Source organism: Desulfoferrobacter suflitae (assembly GCF_022603395.1).
Lineage (GTDB): Bacteria > Desulfobacterota > Syntrophobacteria > Syntrophobacterales > Syntrophobacteraceae > Desulfoferrobacter > Desulfoferrobacter suflitae.
Window position 1 is genome coordinate 1 of the sequence record NZ_JAIBKA010000017.1, and the last position, 19,548, is coordinate 19,548.

14 protein-coding genes are annotated in these 19,548 nt (G+C 52.3%); 3 read left to right on the forward strand and 11 right to left on the reverse strand.

Annotated elements, in window-relative coordinates; translation table 11 throughout:
• Window positions 1-284 precede the first annotated feature (284 nt).
• From K1V27_RS20975 to K1V27_RS21025, 11 genes are all read right to left on the reverse strand, one after another.
• Window positions 285-1,109: a GTPase gene (locus K1V27_RS20975; RefSeq protein ID WP_258932207.1), complete on the reverse strand. Its 825-nt coding sequence runs from the start codon at window positions 1,107-1,109 to the stop codon at window positions 285-287.
• A 784-nt stretch (window positions 1,110-1,893) separates the two neighbouring features.
• Window positions 1,894-4,554, reverse strand: coding sequence for an alanine--tRNA ligase (gene alaS, locus K1V27_RS20980; protein WP_258932208.1), 2,661 nt, complete (start codon window positions 4,552-4,554; stop codon window positions 1,894-1,896).
• Window positions 4,555-4,590: 36 nt separating this feature from the next.
• Window positions 4,591-5,625, reverse strand: coding sequence for a recombinase RecA (recA, locus tag K1V27_RS20985; RefSeq protein WP_258932209.1), 1,035 nt, complete (start codon window positions 5,623-5,625; stop codon window positions 4,591-4,593).
• Window positions 5,626-6,053: 428 nt separating this feature from the next.
• Window positions 6,054-6,305, reverse strand: a complete 252-nt coding sequence (locus tag K1V27_RS20990) for a helix-turn-helix domain-containing protein (RefSeq protein ID WP_258932210.1) — start codon at window positions 6,303-6,305, stop codon at window positions 6,054-6,056.
• The gene (locus tag K1V27_RS20995) at window positions 6,302-8,638 is read right to left on the reverse strand and encodes an HRDC domain-containing protein (RefSeq protein ID WP_258932211.1); all 2,337 of its coding nucleotides are present in this window, start codon (window positions 8,636-8,638) and stop codon (window positions 6,302-6,304) included. Before K1V27_RS20995 ends, K1V27_RS20990 begins: the two co-directional genes overlap by 4 nt.
• 953 nt (window positions 8,639-9,591) lie before the next feature.
• Window positions 9,592-10,581 carry a hypothetical protein gene (locus K1V27_RS21000; RefSeq protein ID WP_258932212.1) on the reverse strand — a complete coding sequence of 330 codons (990 nt, stop codon included), beginning with the start codon at window positions 10,579-10,581 and terminating at the stop codon, window positions 9,592-9,594.
• Window positions 10,578-11,627 (reverse strand): tetratricopeptide repeat protein, encoded by a 1,050-nt coding sequence (locus K1V27_RS21005; protein ID WP_258932213.1) that lies wholly within the window; start codon window positions 11,625-11,627, stop codon window positions 10,578-10,580. Before K1V27_RS21005 ends, K1V27_RS21000 begins: the two co-directional genes overlap by 4 nt.
• Window positions 11,628-11,712: 85 nt before the next feature.
• The gene (locus K1V27_RS21010; RefSeq protein WP_258932214.1) at window positions 11,713-12,531 is read right to left on the reverse strand and encodes a hypothetical protein; all 819 of its coding nucleotides are present in this window, start codon (window positions 12,529-12,531) and stop codon (window positions 11,713-11,715) included.
• Window positions 12,503-13,123 (reverse strand): glycogen-binding domain-containing protein, encoded by a 621-nt coding sequence (locus K1V27_RS21015; protein ID WP_258932215.1) that lies wholly within the window; start codon window positions 13,121-13,123, stop codon window positions 12,503-12,505. The genes K1V27_RS21010 and K1V27_RS21015 overlap by 29 nt, the downstream gene beginning before the upstream one ends.
• Window positions 13,107-13,673 carry an RNA polymerase sigma factor gene (locus tag K1V27_RS21020; RefSeq protein ID WP_258932217.1) on the reverse strand — a complete coding sequence of 189 codons (567 nt, stop codon included), beginning with the start codon at window positions 13,671-13,673 and terminating at the stop codon, window positions 13,107-13,109. Before K1V27_RS21020 ends, K1V27_RS21015 begins: the two co-directional genes overlap by 17 nt.
• Before the next feature lie 309 nt (window positions 13,674-13,982).
• Complete coding sequence (locus K1V27_RS21025) at window positions 13,983-15,128, reverse strand: IS701 family transposase (protein ID WP_258932219.1); 1,146 nt, start codon at window positions 15,126-15,128, stop codon at window positions 13,983-13,985.
• Window positions 15,129-16,598: 1,470 nt separating this feature from the next.
• On the opposite strand from K1V27_RS21025, the gene K1V27_RS21030 reads away from it, so the two are divergent.
• The 3 genes from K1V27_RS21030 to K1V27_RS21040 all read left to right on the forward strand — a co-directional run bounded on the left by K1V27_RS21030 (window position 16,599) and on the right by K1V27_RS21040 (window position 19,463).
• Complete coding sequence (locus K1V27_RS21030) at window positions 16,599-16,955, forward strand: SHOCT domain-containing protein (protein ID WP_258932220.1); 357 nt, start codon at window positions 16,599-16,601, stop codon at window positions 16,953-16,955.
• Between the two features lie 104 nt (window positions 16,956-17,059).
• Window positions 17,060-17,368 (forward strand): hypothetical protein, encoded by a 309-nt coding sequence (locus tag K1V27_RS21035; RefSeq protein WP_258932221.1) that lies wholly within the window; start codon window positions 17,060-17,062, stop codon window positions 17,366-17,368.
• A 175-nt stretch (window positions 17,369-17,543) separates the two neighbouring features.
• Window positions 17,544-19,463, forward strand: a complete 1,920-nt coding sequence (locus K1V27_RS21040) for a bifunctional serine/threonine-protein kinase/formylglycine-generating enzyme family protein (protein ID WP_258932222.1) — start codon at window positions 17,544-17,546, stop codon at window positions 19,461-19,463.
• Window positions 19,464-19,548: the final 85 nt, after the last annotated feature.

A 19,548-nucleotide genomic window follows, 5' to 3' on the forward strand; every position in this document is an offset into this window, starting at 1 on the left:
CCCCGGCTTTTCTTATTCGCAATCCCCCCCGGCCGGTTTCTCCCGCAAACCTCCACCAACCCGGCGCAACAGCCTCACGCACAACAGACATCCAACCCCTCACGACGACGCTCCGGCCGCCCCTGCCCGGCCCGATCCCAGCCGCCGGATGGTGAGCCATATGACGATCATGCTCTTTCCAAACATCGATCTCTCAATTCAGGTTGGGTTGCCTCACGCGGTTCGCGTGACGAACCCCAGCCTACTTGGAAGCCAGAACCTTTTTTCAAACACTATGCACGCTGTCAAAGGTGAATTTCCACCACATCCCCATCATGTAAAACGTAGTCGCGGTGCACCATTTGTCCATCATGAACCCCTTGGCCCCACACTTTGGCATATTTTAAATGGGCCGCGAAGTCCTTGTGAATTTTGGCTGCAAGATTTTCCAATGTACTTTGTTGAGGGAGAACAAAAGGGACGCCCCGGTCTGAGGATTTGCTGCCGGGTGCCTTGGTATAAATGCGGATGATGTCGGACAGCTCATAGATTTTTCGGGGTAGGGCCGGCAGGTTTCGACCGGTGGAGGCTGAGAGGCCTATGGCCGGCAGGGTGATTTCAGATAATTCCAAAAATACCGCAAAATCTTCTTCATCGTCAGCTGTGTCCATCTTATTGACTACGATTAAGAGTTTCTTAAAGAATGGGGTTTTCGTGAGGCCATCAGGCACGGGGCTGCCCTCGGCATATATCCTCAGTTCCTGCAGAATTGCAAGGGAGTCGTCCAGTTGTTGCAATGTTCCGCAATGGAGATCGACAACAACCATCAACATGTCTGCGCGCCGCAGCAGATCAATCATCCAGGAATCGACAAAATCTTTGCTGATCGGCGGGGTGTCCACCAGCTGAAACTGAATATTTTCAAAGACCATCATCCCAGGTGTTGGCTTCCATGTAGAATGAGGGAAATCTGCGATTTCCGGCTGAGCATTGGTGAGCGATGCAACCAGTGAAGATTTGCCCACATTGGGAGCCCCAACCAAAACCACCTGGCCCGCCCCTTCCCTCTCGACTGAATATTCACTCTCGCGCTTGGATGTGCCTTTTTTTGTTGGGATTGAGCTTTGCATTTAGCGATACGGCGACGCAGGTCGGCTCGCAGCTTGTCTGTGCCCTTGTGCTTGGGCATGATGGTGAGCATTTCTTCGAGTGCATCAAGCTTTTCTTCCGGGGTCCTTGCTTCCCGGTACCGTTTCTCCGCCTCATAGTAAGGAGGGGGAAGGTTGGCCGGCATATGCTTTTCTCCTGTCAGATTGCATGATGTGGCGGTCCAGCTGTATAATCGACCCAGTAGAGTTGCGTTAGTGATTTGCTTCACACGTAATTCTCACTGAGGGGAGTTGTCAGCAGACAGCAAATCCTTTAAGTAATAGCTCCGGTGTCCGGCGCATCTGTGTCAACGCAGAGGCCTAAATTGAGTTCTTTGTTGAGCAAAACCACGATCATCAATTGGGCAAACGCCGGAAGCTGGAGGGTCAGCATCACCCGCTCGCCCACTGGATGCCTGCCGCTGTGGCGGTATTGCGGCGGCATGCCAAGGGGGTTATGGGACGGATCGCTAAGTTTAGGAACCAGTAAAATAATCTATCTAATAAGGAGAAACCCTGTGGAATGTCCCCACTGTAACGAACAGCTGAGCATGATTCGAGCCTGAGGTCAGATATATTGGCGCTGCCGGGGATGCGGCGCATGCTTCCCGCTTTCCGAGCTCCCTGAACTGCTCACGGATGAACTGGAAGACGTACTTTCTGCTTGCAGGATAGATCGACTGTGAGAGCAATCAATAACTTGGGACGAGCAAGCTTTTCCTGGCCATCATCAGTCAGAGTCGACCGATGGGCAGGGGAAGCTTCGTCACTGGAGCTTTTCCCTCAAGAGTTTTCCAGCCAGACCGAGAGCGTGCTCCAATTTTTCGGGCTGGTTTCCTCCAGCTTGAGCCATGTCCGGGCGGCCCCCTCCAGAACCTCCCACTGCCCCTGCTATTTCTTTAATTAAATCACCGGCGTGAACGCGCGTTGTTAGGTCAGCGGAGACTCCAACCAGCAAAAACACTTTTCCATCATGGGCAGCCCCCAACACGACCACACCGCTAGACACCCTTTCTTTGAATCGATCATTGATTTCTCGCAGTACCTTGGGGTTATCGGCCTCCACTTGAGTCACCAGGATCTTTACTCCGTTAACATCTTTGGCGTCTGCAAGCAGGTCCGAAGATCGCTGACTCGTCAGCGAAGCCTTTAACGATTCAAGTTCTTTTTCCAGGTGTCTCTGGTAGGTGATCAGTTTTTCCACCCGTTCCGCAACATCACCTGGACTGGTTTTCAGAAGAGCGGCCGTCTGGCGCAGGATGTCTTGTTGGGTCTCCAGGTATTTCAGGGCTTGACGTCCTGCGAGTGCCTCTATTCGCCTGACCCCGGCAGCAATTCCGGTTTCCTGCAGGATCACAAACACTCCGATATCACCCGTTCTGTGCGTGTGCGTTCCTCCACAGAGCTCGCGGCTGAAACCGGGAATTTCCACCATTCGAACCCGATCTCCATATTTTTCCTCGAACAGAGCCATGGCTCCAGTCCTGAGTGCTTCTTCGAGATCCATCACCCTGACCTGCAGGTCGTCATTTCTGCGGATAGCTTCATTCACCAGCCGCTCGATTTCGCGCAATTCATCATTGTTGAGTGCCGTGAAGTGGGTGAAGTCAAATCTCAATCGATCCGGTCCTACCAGGGAGCCTGCTTGTTTTACGTGATCGCCCAAAATCTTGCGGAGCACGGCGTGCAGGATATGAGTGGCCGTATGGTGGAGCTCGGTGTCTCTTCGCAAGCCGGCATCGACTCTCAGCTGAGCACTCTCTCCAACTCGAACTGTTCCCTCCTCCACTTGGCCGATATGAACAATCAGATCGCCGGGTAGCCGCAAAGTATTGGTGACGGCAATTCTGCCGGAATCCGTTAGGATTTCACCTCGATCGCCCACCTGCCCTCCCGCTTCTCCATAAAACGGTGTACGTTCGGTGATTATTTCCACAACATTTCCACTCTTGGCCTCTTGCAGACTCTCCCCTTCCTGAATGATGGCAACAATTGGCGCATGGGCTTGCAGGGTTTCGTATCCCAAAAATTCAGTCGAAACACCTCTTGCCGAAAGTTGCCGATGAGCTTCCGAGATCTCTCGTTCACCGCTGCCTTTCCAATGCAACCGGGACTGCTCTCTTTGTTTTTCCATGAGCCGTTCGAAGCCGGCCTCATCGGCCTGGAAAGAAAGCCCTCGCGCCAGGTCGGTCACAATGTCTATGGGGAAGCCGTAGGTGTCATAGAGCTTAAAAATCAGTTCGCCGGGGATGATGGAAGCCTTTTCATCCTGCAGCCTTCTGATTTCGCTCTGCAGAAGACGCAATCCGTGGTCCAGAGTCTCGTTGAAACGTTCTTCCTCGGCCACAATCACGCGGGAGATGTAATTCTTGTTTTCCAGGAGCTCCGGATAAGCATCGTGCATCGATTGCATCACGGCAACGGCCGTATCATGTAAAAATGGCTCATCCAGTCCGAGGAATCTGCCATGCCGGAGTGCTCTTCGGATGACCCGCCGCAGCACATAACCTCTTCCTTCGTTGCTGGGCAGAATTCCATCGCCTATGAGAAAGGAGGCCGCCCGGCTATGATCCGCGATAACCTTGACCGAGACGTCTTTTTCACCGTCGGTTCCATAATGGTAGCCGGTGAGTTCAGCGATCCGTGACATCATCGGGGCAAACAGGTCCGTATCGTAATTTGACGGAACTTTTTGGATAACGGCAGCAATTCGTTCCAAACCCATGCCGGTATCAATGCTGGGCTTGGGAAGCTTTTCAAGAGTTCCGTCATCCCTGCGGTTGAATTGCATGAACACAAGGTTCCAGAGCTCCAGATAGCGGTCACAATCACAACCGGGTCGGCAATCCGCCGCTCCGCAGCCGACCCCTGCGCCCTGATCGATAATGATTTCTGAACATGGACCACAGGGTCCGGTATCGCCCATTGCCCAGAAATTGTCTTTGGTCGGAAACGTCAGGATGCGCTCTTGCGGCAGGTATTTGGCCCAATACTTCCTGGCCTCTTCGTCCGGGCCCAGATTCATTTGCCCATCGCCCTCATGAATGGTTGCATACAGCTTGTCCTTTGGAAGTCCCATTTCCTCAGTTAGAAAAACCCAGGCGAATTCCACCGCATGTTCTTTAAAATAGTCGCCAAACGAGAAATTCCCAAGCATTTCAAAAAAGGTATGATGTCTGGCGGTGCGCCCAACGTTTTCCAGGTCATTGTGCTTGCCGCCGGCCCGCATGCATTTTTGACTGGTGGTCGCTCGCGAGTATGGCCGCCGGTCTTCTCCCAGAAAGCACCTTTTAAACTGAACCATGCCCGCATTGGTAAAAAGCAAGGTCGGATCGTCGTGAGGAATGAGCGACGAGCTCTTGACTATAGAGTGGTCTCTTTGTCGAAAAAATTCCAGAAATGCCTTCCGAATTTCGCTGGCTTTCATGAAGGGAGTCTCCTTGTTGGGTCTGCAACGCTCTGCCTACTCTGCAGTTACTGCTTCTGCCGCATTTTCGAGTATACTCGGGTCGTGAATTTGGCGTACTTTCTCTTCGATCTCCGCAAGCAGCTCGGGATGGTCGCGCAGGAAGTTCTTTACGTTTTCGCGACCCTGCCCCAGCCTCTCACCGTTATAGGAATACCAGGTTCCCGCCTTATCGATGACGTTTGCCAACACTGCAAGATCCAGCACATCGCCTTCGCGGGAAATCCCGCGACCGTATATGATGTCAAATTCGACTTCCTTAAAAGGCGGTGCAATCTTGTTCTTGACGATTTTGACGCGGGTGCGATTGCCTATGATATCCTGACCTTCCTTGATGGGTCCGATTCTTCGAATGTCCAGTCGCATAGTCGCGTAAAATTTTAGCGCATTGCCCCCGGTGGTGGTTTCCGGCGATCCGTATAACGTACCGATCTTCATTCGGATCTGATTGATGAAGATGACGCATGTCTTGGATTTGCTGATAGCTGAAACCAGCTTACGCAACGCCTGGCTCATCAGTCTCGCCTGGAGACCGACATGGGGATCTCCCATCTCTCCTTCGATTTCTGCCTTGGGGACCAAGGCTGCCACCGAGTCGATCACGATCACATCTATGGCATTACTGCGCACCAAAATTTCCGCGATTTCAAGTGCTTGTTCGCCATAATCGGGCTGACTGACCAGTAAATCTTCTACTTTGACGCCCAGTTTGCGCGCATAGTGAATATCCAGGGCATGCTCGGCATCGATGAAGCTGGCCAGACCTCCCAGCTTCTGCGCTTGTGCGAGAATGTGCAAGGCGAGAGTGGTTTTTCCCGAGGATTCCGGCCCGAAAATTTCGACAATGCGACCACGTGCCACGCCTCCGATTCCCAGTGCCAAATCGAGTGACAGGCAGCCGGTCGAAATGACTGGCACCTTAGCATCTTGGGAGCCCTCACCCAAACGCATTATGGAACCTTTTCCACAAAGGCGTTCAATCTGTGACATGGCCATATCAATGGCCCTTTGGCGATCATCTGTTGACCCCATGAATCGGGTCCTCCTCTGTTGCAAAAAGTGGTCTTACTTTTTGACGCTTCATGTACTCTGCCCGAAATTAGGCAATCCCTGCCGCACGGATGAGCAAGCGCCATTCGGCCAAAAGACCCAATCCAGGTGGCAGGAAGAACCCTCTGGATGCGCGTCGCCCTGGCGGTATTTCCTCGGCATAATGCTCACTTATAAACCGAATCGCTCAATTCAGGTATTCACGAACCGACGATAGGACTGTAAATAGGTTTATACAATACAAGTTCAGTGAGGTCAAAAGCTTACCCGCTAACGTCCTTCCGGCGCAATTCCGTCATGTCCACGGGGGGTTGGAAACTCCCCAAAACTCAGCATTCCGGCGTTCGCCTTAATCATGTACTAACGAAGTTTGATGCATTTTGCGATCGTTACCAGAGGATTCACAGGTTTTATTTCTGCGCCTGGTGTTTGCGGTGGGCCAGCACGAGCCTGATTTCGCCATAGGAATAGCCGTCTCCCAGGGCGTGCTTGATTTGGCTGAGAGAATTGGCGGTACCCAACTGCTTTTCGATGACGCGTTGCTTTTCGGCGGTCAACACTTTGCTGATATCCAATTGACCCCTTTCCACAAAAAAACACAGATGCCCTTCGATGGTGGATAGGGCCAGGCCCCTTTCCTGTGCGATGTGATCGATCGTCATGCCTTTGTTGAACAGGTCGAAGCTGATTTGTTTGCTGTCCGAAACCGCTGGATTTTGTCTGTCCGCGAATCTTGCTTCGATCCCGACCCGGGCGTTGCCGGGGTCACCCGCTGGATGCCGTGTTTATTGCGGTAGGCCGCCGTCAGCGAAATCAGTTCCTGGCCGTACTTGGCGATGGTTTTTTTCCCGATCCCCTTGATTGCTCCGAGGTCGGCTGTGTTGTTGGGCAAAAAATCTGCGATTTGAATCAGTACCCGTTGATGCACTATGTGAAAGGGAGCGACCCCTTCCTCTCTCGCCTTGCGCGTTCGCCAGTTCTTGAGGTCTTGGAAAAGCTCGGGATGCTCGATGCCTTTCGCAGTATAGTCCTGAGAAGTCCGACGTTTGCTTGGCTTACCAGCCATGACATCCATTGCGGCAGTGGCTACGGCGCGCAGATAACCTGCCGGAGAAAAACCGTTCTCACAGGCTCTTATGCCCGCCAACTTGACAGCAATTTCGTTTTGTAGATCCTCTATGGCATTCTTCACTTTCCTGAGGAGTTCGCGGTTGTCCGTTTCCACGGGTAGGTTTCCCGCCAAGTCTTCGAACAGCAGTTTAAACTGCTCCTGAAACCAGGCCGAAGCCTTGACGATCCGTTCCAATACGTAGGCATCCGTTTCCGGCAGGGTGCCTTCAGGAAAACTGGCGTGCAGCTGGCGTTTGAATTTTTCACCCACAGCCAGGATTGTCTGTTCGCAAGTCTGCCGCAATCGGGCGATATCGACGGGACCGCCCATGCGGACCACACGGGTATGACTCAGCAATAGTCCGGTCAGTCGGTTGAGACGGCTTTGCAGCCGCTCAAAATCAAAACAATCTAATAACAACCGCTGCTGATAATTTATTTTGGCCGCCGACAAACAACTTTCGGATGGTGGGTTTTGACCGGTTTGGGAATCAAAGTGGAGGATGGCTTCATCGGTTTGCACGCCATGGGTTGGGACAGGGGTGGTCAGCACCAGGCCGTCAAGAGTGCGGCAGCGGCTCAAAGCCACATACACCTGGCCGTGGGCGAAGGCGGCCTGGACGTCGATTACGGCCTTGTCGAAGGTCAGTCCCTGACTCTTGTGAATGGTAATGGCCCACGCCAGCTTGAGTGGATACTGTTTGAATGTGCCGATGACCTCTTCTTCAATCGCCTTACTTTCGGGATTCACGGCATATTTGATATTTTTCCATTCTACCGGTTCAACCTCGATGTCATCATTATCTTCCGGGCATACGACAAGGATTGTTGATCCTGAGATCTTCTTTATTCTGCCTATTTTCCCGTTGAAATAGCGTTTTCTGATGGAAAGATCGTTGCGCAGAAACATCACCTGCGCACCCTCCTTGAGCCGCAGGGTGGCTGGGGCTGGATAGTTATATTCGGGGAAATCGCCCGCAATCTCCGCGTTGAAACACCTCTCTGTTTTCTGCAAGGCGCGCAGCCGGCTGCGGTTGATGCCGTCGGCCGTGGCGTTGTGGGTAGTCAGGGTGATGTAGCCCTGATCTTCCTTCGGCATAAAGTTGGGAATGTACCGCCGGTTCAGGTCAGCGACGGCGGATCTATCCAGGCGGTTTTCGCGCACGCAATTCAGGACTCGGATGAAGCCCTCGTCCGTCTGCCGATAAACATGCTTCAGTTCAATGGTGATCAGCTCTACCCGGGAGAGGGCATGACTGCTGAAAAAATAGGGTGATTCATAATATCGCGCCAGCAGTTGCCACTCTTGCCGCGCGGCCACCGGGGAAAGTTGATGCAGGTCTCCGATCATCAGCAGCTGCAGCCCCCCGAAAGGCCGGTTGTCGCGGCGCTGACGCCGCAAGACGGCATCCACTGCATCAAGCACGTCGGCCCGCACCATGCTCACTTCGTCAATCATCAGCAAATCGAGTCCCTGAATAATGCGCTTTTTTTCCTTACTGAAGCGGTGCAGACGTCCTCGATTGGCCTCGTGTTCTTCACTGCCGGGGATGAAGGGGCCGAAGGGCAGTTGGAAAAAAGAATGGAGTGTTACGCCGCCGGCGTTGATGGCTGCTACCCCGGTTGGGGCGGTCACGATCAAAGCCTTAGCGCAGCTCTTTTTGATGCTGTGCAAAAAGGTGGTCTTTCCGGTTCCCGCCTTGCCGGTCAAAAAAATGTGGCAGTCGGTATGATGAACATAGTCGTTGGCGAGTCGCAATTCATGGTTCATGGTATCACTGGTGCATCTTCCTTGCCCGCTGCCCCTGTCAGCGAGGGCGGTTATGGCGCACGTCAGTCCGAAACCTGCTATGCTGATTGAATCACTCTGATAATTCTTTAACATTCACATTAACTCATTCTACTGTGTTTTCCTACGTTTTTTCAATTGCTGAACGGTCCCCAAAATGGCCCTTCCATGCGACTCAATTCTCGGGCAAGCTCTGAGACGAACACAGATAGGAGCCAATTGCTGGGACTTGCATAGACGTGCTTCGGCGAATGCCATTGCTGTAATGAACCCAAAAAGGTGAGCCCCATGCTGACTCCGGGGACTTCGGCTTTGGATCATGAGAAGCTTTTTGCTACAATGAGCGCCGGTGAAAATCGGCGGAAGGAGATGTTTTGATGGAAGAAGCGGAGAATGAGTATGGTGATCTCACATGGTGCTTGGCAATAAATAAATAAAAAAGGGGCTTGCCGATTTCAGCAAACCCCTTGCCTTTTCTGGTGCGCCCAGGAGGATTCGAACCTCCGACCTACGGATTCGTAGTAGGTGCGTCACCAAAAGCAGTAGGGAAGGAAAAGTAGGAAATAGTAACATTTGTTTAAGTAAATCAAGCAATTATTAGCTTCGCCACTTTCGCTGATTTTCACTATTTATACCCTGTCCTACTCATTCTTTGGTGTACTTTTGGTCATTTTTGGCAAAATTTTGGCAAAACACTTTTGTCTGTAAGCTATTAAAACAACAACGAATTTTCTGTGGGTAAATTCCAGTGGTGCTAATGCCTTTGGCCACAGAAGTGAATCTGCTGGGGTCCTTATCTGACATTGGCTCCTCCTGGTAGCTGGATTTGCCCTTGATTGCTTGCACTATGTGCAAGACCTAGTTCGGTAAAAACCTTTTTCGACACACTCTAACACTGCTAGCGTCAGCCGGGTGAAGCGCAAGGGAGGTTGCGCCAATAATCACTGTATCTATGCGGAACCGGTAGAATTATCCCCCCAACCCCAATGGGCCGGGGAATTCAGAATACTTATATTCCGCAAGAGGCGGTAGAGCAATGCAAGCAAACCCTAGTGATGACCGCCGCCGCCCGAACCTCCCCCACCACCGGAGCCCCCACCTCCACCTGAACCACCGCTTCCGCCACCGGAGCCACCTCCGCCGCCATGCCCCCCACTGTTGTCGCCACCTGAAGCTCCGCCATGATCGCCGCCGCTGCCTGAATGATCACTGCCGGAGGAGCCCTCGTGGCCGCTTGAGCTCCCGCTCATCTGACCGGAAGAATGGCTCCCGTAGTCTTCGCTGTGCATGGCCGGGCCCGTTCTTGAGTCATCCTGGTGCCCGCGGTCTTGCCCCATGTGGCCGGACGAAGTGTCATGAGCCATCCCTGCCGCGTGACCCAGACCGACTGCTGCATGAGTATCAGTGCTTGCGGCCATTTTCACGCCCGGCATATGCGAGACTCCAAATTTGAAATCGCGGTCGGTCAGCCGATCATGGGTTTGATTAATATTCCGCTCATGAGATCGATCACGGTCGTGGCTGCGGGTGGACAATCCGGTGGCTGAATGATCTCGGTCCCGGGATTGGCTCCCCTGTCGACTGCCATGATCCGCGCCTAGCGCATTGGGATGCATGCCAAGTTCGTCGGCGATTTCATCCCATTCCATGTGAGCGTCGCGCATTGCTTCAATGTCTTTGGCTGAAACCGAAGTTGCGGCCGCCACGGCCTGCACCAGGCCATGTTCCGTTTGTTCCCGGTTCTTTTCATTAATCCCCGTTGCGTGCGACTGCCGGGCCATTTGATCCGTTTTCACCGCCTTTTCGTTGAGCGCTAGGCTTTCCACAGCCGCTTCCATTTGCATCTGGCGGCCCTCATAAGCCTTTTCTGCCAGTTCCTGAGCGCGCACTGCTTCTTTTGGGCTTGAAAAGAAAGACTTTGTCTGTTCAGCGCCGCGCGGCACACTTTGTTGAGCCCAACATGGTCCAAACGCCAGCTGGAAGCTCCCCGCAAAACAAATGATCAATGCCAAGCATTGTTTTCTTGATGGTGTCCTCATTGTTTTCTCCCTCTGTTTCTAAGCGACCCAGGCGAAACCTGAGTGATGAAGTTAACTTCAGCTTTTTCCCTGAATGCTCTGCTTCCGACCTTGATACGTTCGCCTGTTCCAAACCAGCTCAAAAGCAGGCGATCCGCTTGTACCCTCGGAAAACGGTCGAGCAAGGTTTGATAAATCCGAAATGCGCGTTTTCGGGCCAGCTCCTTGCGGCCATCCACATATACGACCACATGAATTGTTAGATTTTGGTTGTTGCTGAGCATTGAGCCGACAACATCCAGCGATGGAAGACTCGATGACTGGAGTTGGGCTGTTCCAGGCTCAAACTGGATGGTGCGAAGTGTTACCTTACGGAGTCCCAGAATCATATTTCGATAGGTAAAATCTCCCGCCGAGTTCAGCCGCTTCGTTGCTTCAATGGCGCGCCGTCCATCCGGATAACGATTGAGGTAGTTGATCCAGGCGAGGCGTGCTTCATCGGTTCGCTTCAGACTATGGAGTGCCAGGGCACAATAAAAAAGGGCTTCTGGATCAGTCGGGTCGATTGTCAATACCTGTTCATATTGCGCCAGTGCTGCCGACCAGTCGGCTTGATCACTGAAGTGGTGACCAAGATACAGGCGAGCGGATTTGTAACCGGGGTTAACGGTCAGAGCTTGTTCGTATTGGCGCCTTTCTGCAGAAAAATCAAACAGCGCCCAGTGGCAGACTCCCAACCAGAAGTGGGCTTCGGCATCCTGTGGGTTGAGTTCAACTGCCCTAGTGAGGTAGGAAACCGCCTGCTCCGGTTTTCCCATAGCCAGGTAGTAGCGCCCCATCCAATAAGCGGCGGATGCATCCTGCGGGTTTCTGTGCAAAACCGAGCCGAGGTCTCGAATGCCTTCGGCGTATCGCTCTTCTTGCATATAACGCTCCGCATTGCGGCCCACCCACCAATCATCATAAGATCGCTGGAGAGTGGCGCAGCCGGCCAGCAAAAAACCAAGACTTGCCAACAGAACCAACAGTCTTCTGGGACACAACAGTCTCCACACACATCCAGTCATTCTTCAGATACTCCTTTTCTAAACAATACGACCGAGTCTGTGAGTCGGTCACAACCATCTTCTGAAATTCTTTTTCTAACCTTACTCATTTCAGTTCTCGCCGGGTGAAGCCCATTTGATCAAGGAACTCCCTGAGAGAGCCGTTGTTTTTCAGGGTGGCCGCAGTCGCTTGAGCAATCTCTTTATCGCTGAGACCTCGCTTGCGACAGGCAACAACCGCCCGCGGCAGGTAGATCCACTGATCGTCAAATGAACGGTTCCGGAGCCCTGCTTCAAAGATCAAGTTGAGTGCAGCCGGCTCAAAATTGATCTGGGCAAGGTAGGCCCGGGTCTGCAAAACCAGCAGTATTCGTTCGAGGGGCGTGCCTTTGTGAATCATTACAGCGTGTTCCAGTTCTTTCGGTGCGATGCCTTTGTTGAGCAGACTGGCAAAAGCAGTGATCATATCAGTTTCACCCTTGGATAGATCGTGACATCTCTTGGATAAAAGCGAGTGTACGAACCCATACTGTTGGATCATTCGGTCGAGAGCGGCCTCGATCTTCGAAGCCGGTTCCCGTTTGGCCAGCCCCTCTTCCAATTTTTCGACCAGAGGAATCACCGGAAGATTCCGCCGGCAGGCAGCCAGCAAAGGCGACAGCAGAGTCGGCACATCATCCGGGGAAATCGTTCCGTCCACTATGGCTGCCAGCATTCGGCTGACGGCATCCGGGGGAACACCGCAGCGTCCCAGTGTTAGCATGGCTTCGTGAATGCCTGGGCTTACAGTTGGGGAATCCGCTTCGATGGCAGTCTTCGGATCACTCTGAGCACGGGCGCCGGTAAATCCGGCCATCGTCAGAACCGAAGCGATGACCAGCAAAGCGAAAACTGTATTAAAGGGATCGCGTCTCGATGATTTCATAGTCTTCCGGCAGAAGCAGAACAGTGTTGCGGTTGCCGAATCCGTCCTGTTCGACAAAAGGAACTGCGGGATCGGGAATCTTCTTCGATCCATCCACAATGAAAACATATTCATGAGTTCCGGCGCGAAGTTTAGTTTGGCACACCCACGCCTTGCGCTCAGAGGAATAGCTCATTTCATAGCCTTTGGGATTCCATTGGTTGAATGAGCCGATAATGGCCGCCGATTGGATCCGTGCCTCCGGGTCCGGCAAAACGAAAGTAACCGGCACTTCTTTTGCGGTGTTCTCACGAGCAATCTCCTGCCGATATTGTATATCGCGGGCCGGCCAGAGAGCGACCAGGAGCACGATTGCTGCGGTGGTGCCAAGGGCGGCTCGAAGTGGGCTGAAAGTCACACACCTGGGTGCCAGGGCCTGGAATCTCAGCCTGCGCCACCAGGAGATCCGCTTGGGTTGCAGATTGGAAAGAATCCTGTCTCTCATGGGGTATGGAGGGGCTTGTTCGGGCAAATTGTAAAGAGCCTGGATCAATTCCCGCTCGTCAAAATCGTCAGACATCCGTTCAAATGAGTTTTTAGTCTCTTTTTCCATGGGCACCCTCCCGCATGATCTCTCGCAGCATGGCAAGACCCCGGTGAACGCGCATTTTGGCGCCGCTTACCGACATCCCCAATGCCTGTGCGATCTCCTTCATAGAAAGATCCCTTTGATATCTTAAAACCAGTGCTTCCCGGTATTCGAGGGGAAGCAACGTTAGCACTTGAAGTATTCTGGCTCCATCGATTCGATCCTGGATTTCCTTCCGTATATCAGATCCGGCATCGTTTCCGGTGTTCGCCTGGCAGTCCTCCAGTGGGGTTTCTCTGGCTGCTTTTTGCCGCCGCAGGTAGTCTCTAGCCTTGTTCAATCCAATAGCGTACAGCCAAGAAAAGAAACGGCGCCGCGGGTCGAATTGATCCAGCTTTTCATAGGCTTGCATGAAAGTCTCCTGAGCAAGATCGGCGGAGGTTTCCGTGCACCCGGTCATACGCAAGAATAGACTGTAGATCGGCCGCTCATAGGTGGATATCAGAATGCCAAAGGCCTGCGGGTTCCCATCAAGTATTTCGAGAATGATTTTGTGTTCAGTCGTCTGATCCATGCCTACGGCCTGCGTTCACTCGTGCCCCCTGAGGAAAAGGGGAATCCGCTCACTACACAATACGAACAAGCTGCCCAGGAGGTCACAAACTTTTTCAACAAATCACGTTGCTTCAATACGTGAACCTTCCTCAGCTCGACTTTGGCCAAATCAAGCTACCTCCGATACGTTATCCAACAGCTGGTTGATGAAGTCGGAAACAAATTCAGTGGACTGGGGTTGCGACAATGAGTCGACGCAATACCGTGCAGCCCAGAGTCTACGCCGGACGAAGGCGATGACGTCGGAGAAGATCGCTTGCTCTTTTCGCTACCACGCGGTCTGTGCCACGGGAAGCTGTCCGTCCCTCACCGTGTGTAGAGCCAGTAGCGTTACCAATGAGAACAACCCGAAGAGACAGGGGGTGGTGCGCTCGATAGCACGGTCGGACCATTGTCGTTGGGTTTCCACGCCAAGGTGAGCACGCAACTCTTCGAACGTAACCTCTATGTTCCATCGGGGTACGAACCATTCGATGATCTGTTGCGCAGTTGCGTCCAGGTCGGTGCAGAGCAGGGGCGTGTCCTCGAGCTCGCCACGGGGGTCTCGTACGACTACCCAGCGGATGGCAACGGGGGGCTTTCCAGGAGTGTACCACAGACTGGTACCAGAGAAGGCGAAGAGTTCCCGTGTGGTTCCGGTGTTCCAACGCACCGACAGATTTTCCCAGATTGTTGAGGGATCGACAAGGCGTTCTTTCAGGGAAGGTTGACGTTTCCCCTTCAGAGGCTTGCGGCCGCGTTTGCCAGGAATGGGTGCCGGGGGAGGATCGTAGAGTGCGGCGTTCCACCGAAAGCGTGCGCCCAGAGTAGCGGGATTGGGAAGCGAACGGCAAGACTGAATCAACTCGACGGCGGCGTATGCACCGTCGCCCGTAACAACCAGGGTGCGATTGGGAAACCAGCGCCGTATGAGCCGTAGCGCGAAGCAGACACGGTCGATGACGCTTTTGTAGCGCTTGCCCAGTTTTTGGCATGTCTTCTGTGACGGCGCCTGGACCGTGTAGAAGGGTAACGCCCAAGGGCGGCGAGACCAGGGAACAGGAACAAGAAGCATCATGGCGACCCAACGCAGACCGTAGCATTGAACGACTTTGTTGCGGGAAGAGCGCACAGCATCGCGAAACACCCCTTTTGTCTTGATCTTGTCGCCGTTGCGCCGTTCGATGGTCTCGTCCACAAGCACCTGCAACGGTGCTTCCGCCGGCAAGAAGGCAACCAATAGTCCAAGCAAGACCTTTGCAGCAAACCAGGTACACCACACGGCCCGATTGAGGACCCGATGGTAGTTGGTGAAGCGATATTCCTGCGCGAGACCCACAGCACGCAGGGCTGATGTAACGGTTCGTTTTCCACGCGCGAGGATGGCTCCGGTGAGCAGTGAACGGTGAGCGGTGAACAGTAGTTCGTTTTCCACGCGCGAGGATGGCTCCCAGCAATAACAGCCGGGCATGATGCCAAACAGGGCGAGTGAACAGAGGAACGAAAGCCAGCAGGACATTTTCGATCGGGACGGGCAAGGTAAGCATACGGACCCTCATGGTGTTGGCGGTTGAATCCACCAATACCGTAGGGGATTTGTAAGTGCCTGTCCAGCATAAAGAATTCGTTCATTACCCCCTCAAGCCATTTTTCGAGGGGTTAGCAACGCCTGCGCCATTGTAATCCGCAAATGGCCAAAGTCGAGCTGAGCATTGATGTCAAAATTCAAGCCATGTTTTTGGAGTGAGTTCCCATCAATCAAGGGTAGAGGCTTGGTGAGTCGGCCACAACCATATACCTGCAGCAATCTTGACTGTATGTCGTTGTCGTCATCGAAACCAGATAATAAGCAGCGACTCAGTGAAATGGCAGGTTCAAAATGACGTGCGGGAAATGTTATCCGGCACCGAGGTGATTAGCTGTTGCAACTATCTTTCAACAGATTGAAAAATACTTTCACGGGCTAAACTTGTAGGACCGAAATGGCGAATATCATTATTCCAAAGCTAGTCATTCTCATCTGTTTTGTATTCATTTCGCCTTCCTGCTCGACTCATTTGGGCTCTGTGCCGGCAAGAATTGGGATCAGCCCTCATTAGTAGCCGTAATGGCCGCAGCCAGAGTAATGCCCGTACCCTCCATAAGAAGAGCAATAATTAGGCCCATAATTTCTATATGGTTCGTAATTTCCTGAGTAGCCATGGCCAGCATAGTGACCGCAACCGGCAAGAAGGGCCAACAAAGCGATTAGAACTAAAATTTTTTTGAACATGATCGAACCTCCTATCATTTTTTCTTAATCTTGACAGCCGGGTCTATCCTTTCGAGATAAATTCCAGGTCAAGAGCGACGACTTCAACTTGCTAACACTGGAGTCGCCTTTAACCTTTTGTCAATTTTTATAGCAAGCTATGTGCCAATATTCTCGCTTTCTATGTAAGCAATTAAATTTACAATATTATTATGGAATAGCATGACCGCAGGGAAAAACAGAATGATTGTTGCCAGCTTCAATCTGTATAAATTTTATCCACCATTGCGTTCCAGGAAGCATGAATCGGATAATTCTTCTCCAGATTGATTTGTCGGCCAGGGATAATTAGCTGGGAAATAGCAAAATGCTAACCTACGAGATGCGAAGAGGAGTTCCACTTCAATATCTTAGAGTTCTTCCGAAACATAACTCTTTCCAGGTTGCTTCAATGCATCCAGGCGTCTTGCAGGCCCATGAGAAGCTTTTAATTTAGGGATATTCGCGGGATGCTGGCATATCCCATGCAGGAAACATTCGAGAAACGAAAAGAACAAAACGTTAGGCGATGTTGAACTCATAGGCATAGCGAAACAATCGAATGAGAAAGCAACCTGGAGCGATACAATTAACTTGCTGGAAAGGAGATAGAAAATGTTAGGGGGTGCTGAGAAATCCATTTTGACTGCATGGGCTATAGCCCTACTTCTGGTTCTTGCACAGGCAAAAGTAGGTTTTGCTCAAGTTGGTTTTTGCCCATTTTGGGGTTCCGGCTTTGGAATGATGGGAGGCACTTGGGGCTGGAATGGGGGGATATTCATGCTGCTCTTCTGGATCGTGATCATAGCCGCGGGTATATTTTTCGTTCGCTGGTTGATCAGTGTCGGTAAAGGTGACGGTACAATTTCTCTCCCAAACCGGAATTCTCCTTTGGATATTTTGAAAAGGCGTTATGCCATGGGAGAAATCAACAAGGAACAATATGAATCCATGCGACAAGACGTCCAGTAGACCTGAGTGGTAATTTCACGTTGAAGCTCATCTATCCTATGAATTTGCGGAGTCACCCGGTCTGCAGAAGTGTAAATGAAAATGGTCGTTAGAGGAGATCTAAAATGATAGATAGCAAAAAGAGGACTACCACAGACATAGACACTGCAGCCAATTTAGAAGATGATGAGTCGTTTGTGCCCAGTGCCGAGGGCATGAGCACCGCCACGGCGCGGCTTGTCATCGACAAAGGTCTGAGGAAGAAGATCTTGCAGGACTACGATCTGGTAGCAGTGGAAAACAAGGGACGCTACTGCGCCGCCAAGGCATTCAGCAAGGATGGAGAGTGGTTGTATGAATTGTTGATTGATAAACAGACCGGTGGTATCCAGGTGGCGAGCCAGAGGGAAGTGAAAGGTGAGAAGGACCGTTGATCGTGTGCTACGCAACAGCAGCAAGAGTGCCTAAACTAGATCCCGCAGACACTCCACTAGAAATTTGATATTTTCCATGGCGCCATCCTGGGTGAGCCAGCCACAGGGATGTGTAGTAAACAGCGTTAAGTGCTGGTATTAGCTACCTAATAATGAAACAAAAGGATGTCCTTCGTTGACGAGTAAAAGCGAAAGCAAAACATTTACGATTGGAACGGTGATCAACGACAAATGGGTCATCCTCGAATTCATCGGCAGAGGCGGCATGGGTGAAGTTTATCGGGCTCACCAGCTCAACCTGAAACGTGATGTCGCTATTAAAGTCATCTCAAAAGAATGGGTGCGATCTCTGGAAGGCAACACCATCGAAGCCTCTGCTTGTTTGGAAAGATTCCGCCGGGAAGTCGAGGTGATGGCCCAGATCCGCCATCCTAACGTCATCCAGATTTTCGACCACGGCTTTGTCCAAGTGCCCAAAGCCGACGGCGAAACCTCTGTCGAATACATGGTGATGGAGTACATTCCCGGCTCGACGTTACGTTCCACTATGTCCGATGAAGGGTTTTACCCGGAAGAAGATCGCACCAGAGAATGGTTAAAGGACTATTTTATGCCCGTGCTCGAAGGCGTCCATGCACTGCACGAGGCGGGCATTGTGCACCGCGATTTGAAGCCGGAAAACATACTGCTTGACAGAGGTAGGCCCAAAATCGCCGATTTCGGCCTGGCCCGATCCTGCCAGCTCAGGTCGATGACTCAGTCTTTCGATGTCAAGGGCACGCCTCCGTACATGTCGCCCGAGCATTTCATGGATCTCAAAAGAACGGATGAACGAGCGGATATTTATGCTCTAGGAAAAATTATTTATGAAGCCATAGCGGGGAAAATGGGACCGGACACGATACCCTTCAAAAGCGCGCGACTGCCGGAAGCCGATTCCCCATTTTTCAGGGAGCTGGACCTGATCCTCCAACAAGCCACGGCAGAAGAAAAGACCGAACGATTTTCCTCAATTGAAGAGTTCCGGGAAGCAATGGCCGCAGCTCTGGTGAGGTCACGACAGAAACCTTCGATAGCCCGGCAAACCTTTGAGGGCAAGAAACTGCGATGGAAAGCGACGACCATTATCGCTGTCCTCCTGGTGTTGATCGGTTTGGTAGCACTCTATCTGCACGAAAGACCGCATATCGATTCCCCGCAAAAGACGTCGGCACCCGGTTCTGTGCAGAAGCTCGAAAATGGACAAGAACCCGGTGAACCTCCACCCTTGCAGTCCACAGGTCCTCCGCCCGCAAGACTGCAGGGGAAAGACTACGACATTATGCGTCTGGTGCCCGGCGGAGAGATCACTCTGCCGCAGGATTTCGGCCCCGACGGCGGCAACAGCGTCAAAGTAAAGTCTTTTTATATGAACGAGACGCCTATCACCAATCAGCAGTATGTGGATTTCCTGAATAAAGTTGTATCAAGGGTTCGAGTGGAAAGCGATGTGGTCCGGAGCAATGATCAAATTTGGCTCATGCTCGGAGAAGTGACCAGAGGATATGAGCCCATTATCTTTCGCGACGGCCGATTTCAAGTCAAGAACGCCGCCCATTCCGCCTGCCCCATACTGCGAGTTACCGGCTACGGAGCTTTGGCTTATGTCGAGTTTTACGGACTCAGACTTCCGACGGCCAGAGAATGGCTGTTTGCCGTGACGAAAGGTAAATTGCAGTCGGACAGTTCTTCCCCGACTCCCTCTGAATCCTCTCAGGGTATGATGGGTGAAATGCAGGGGCATATGCAACCGACGTCACCCTCAGCGCCAGGAACAGAGTCCGACATGCCGCTGATGACCCCGGTGATCATGTTTGAGCCGAATGCCTTCGGCGTCCGCCAGCTGAACAAAAACATCGGAGAATGGGGCACTAAATTCAATCAAAGTGCCGATCCAAAGAAGCTACCTCAAACTGCCTATGTGGTCATGGGCGGACCCGCCCGAAGCGCCGGAGCTACCGGTGGCGGGCCATCGGTGGTTCAGCGAAATCCCTGGGAGGCATTTGAGGAAGTGGGGTTTCGCTGCGTACGCGACGCTCCGGAGAATCCAAATTAGTGGCCGTTAGCCGTGTTGTCGTATAAGCCGCTTATTTGCCTTCAATGCAGAGGGGGCGCGTCCACATAATGTTCACTCCCTTTTC

Excerpts from the sequence above, each read along its gene's own strand:
- K1V27_RS20995 (WP_258932211.1), bottom strand. The coding sequence starts at position 8,638 with ATGTTAAAGAATTATCAGAGTGATTCAATCAGCATAGCAGGTTTCGGA.
- K1V27_RS20975 (WP_258932207.1), bottom strand. The coding sequence starts at position 1,109 with ATGCAAAGCTCAATCCCAACAAAAAAAGGCACATCCAAGCGCGAGAGT.
- K1V27_RS21030 (WP_258932220.1), top strand. The coding sequence starts at position 16,599 with ATGTTAGGGGGTGCTGAGAAATCCATTTTGACTGCATGGGCTATAGCC.
- K1V27_RS21020 (WP_258932217.1), bottom strand. The coding sequence starts at position 13,673 with ATGGATCAGACGACTGAACACAAAATCATTCTCGAAATACTTGATGGG.
- K1V27_RS21000 (WP_258932212.1), bottom strand. The coding sequence starts at position 10,581 with ATGAGGACACCATCAAGAAAACAATGCTTGGCATTGATCATTTGTTTT.
- recA (WP_258932209.1), bottom strand. The coding sequence starts at position 5,625 with ATGGGGTCAACAGATGATCGCCAAAGGGCCATTGATATGGCCATGTCA.
- K1V27_RS21010 (WP_258932214.1), bottom strand. The coding sequence starts at position 12,531 with ATGAAATCATCGAGACGCGATCCCTTTAATACAGTTTTCGCTTTGCTG.
- K1V27_RS21035 (WP_258932221.1), top strand. The coding sequence starts at position 17,060 with ATGATAGATAGCAAAAAGAGGACTACCACAGACATAGACACTGCAGCC.
- alaS (WP_258932208.1), bottom strand. The coding sequence starts at position 4,554 with ATGAAAGCCAGCGAAATTCGGAAGGCATTTCTGGAATTTTTTCGACAA.
- K1V27_RS20990 (WP_258932210.1), bottom strand. The coding sequence starts at position 6,305 with ATGACGATCGATCACATCGCACAGGAAAGGGGCCTGGCCCTATCCACC.
- K1V27_RS21015 (WP_258932215.1), bottom strand. The coding sequence starts at position 13,123 with ATGGAAAAAGAGACTAAAAACTCATTTGAACGGATGTCTGACGATTTT.
- K1V27_RS21005 (WP_258932213.1), bottom strand. The coding sequence starts at position 11,627 with ATGACTGGATGTGTGTGGAGACTGTTGTGTCCCAGAAGACTGTTGGTT.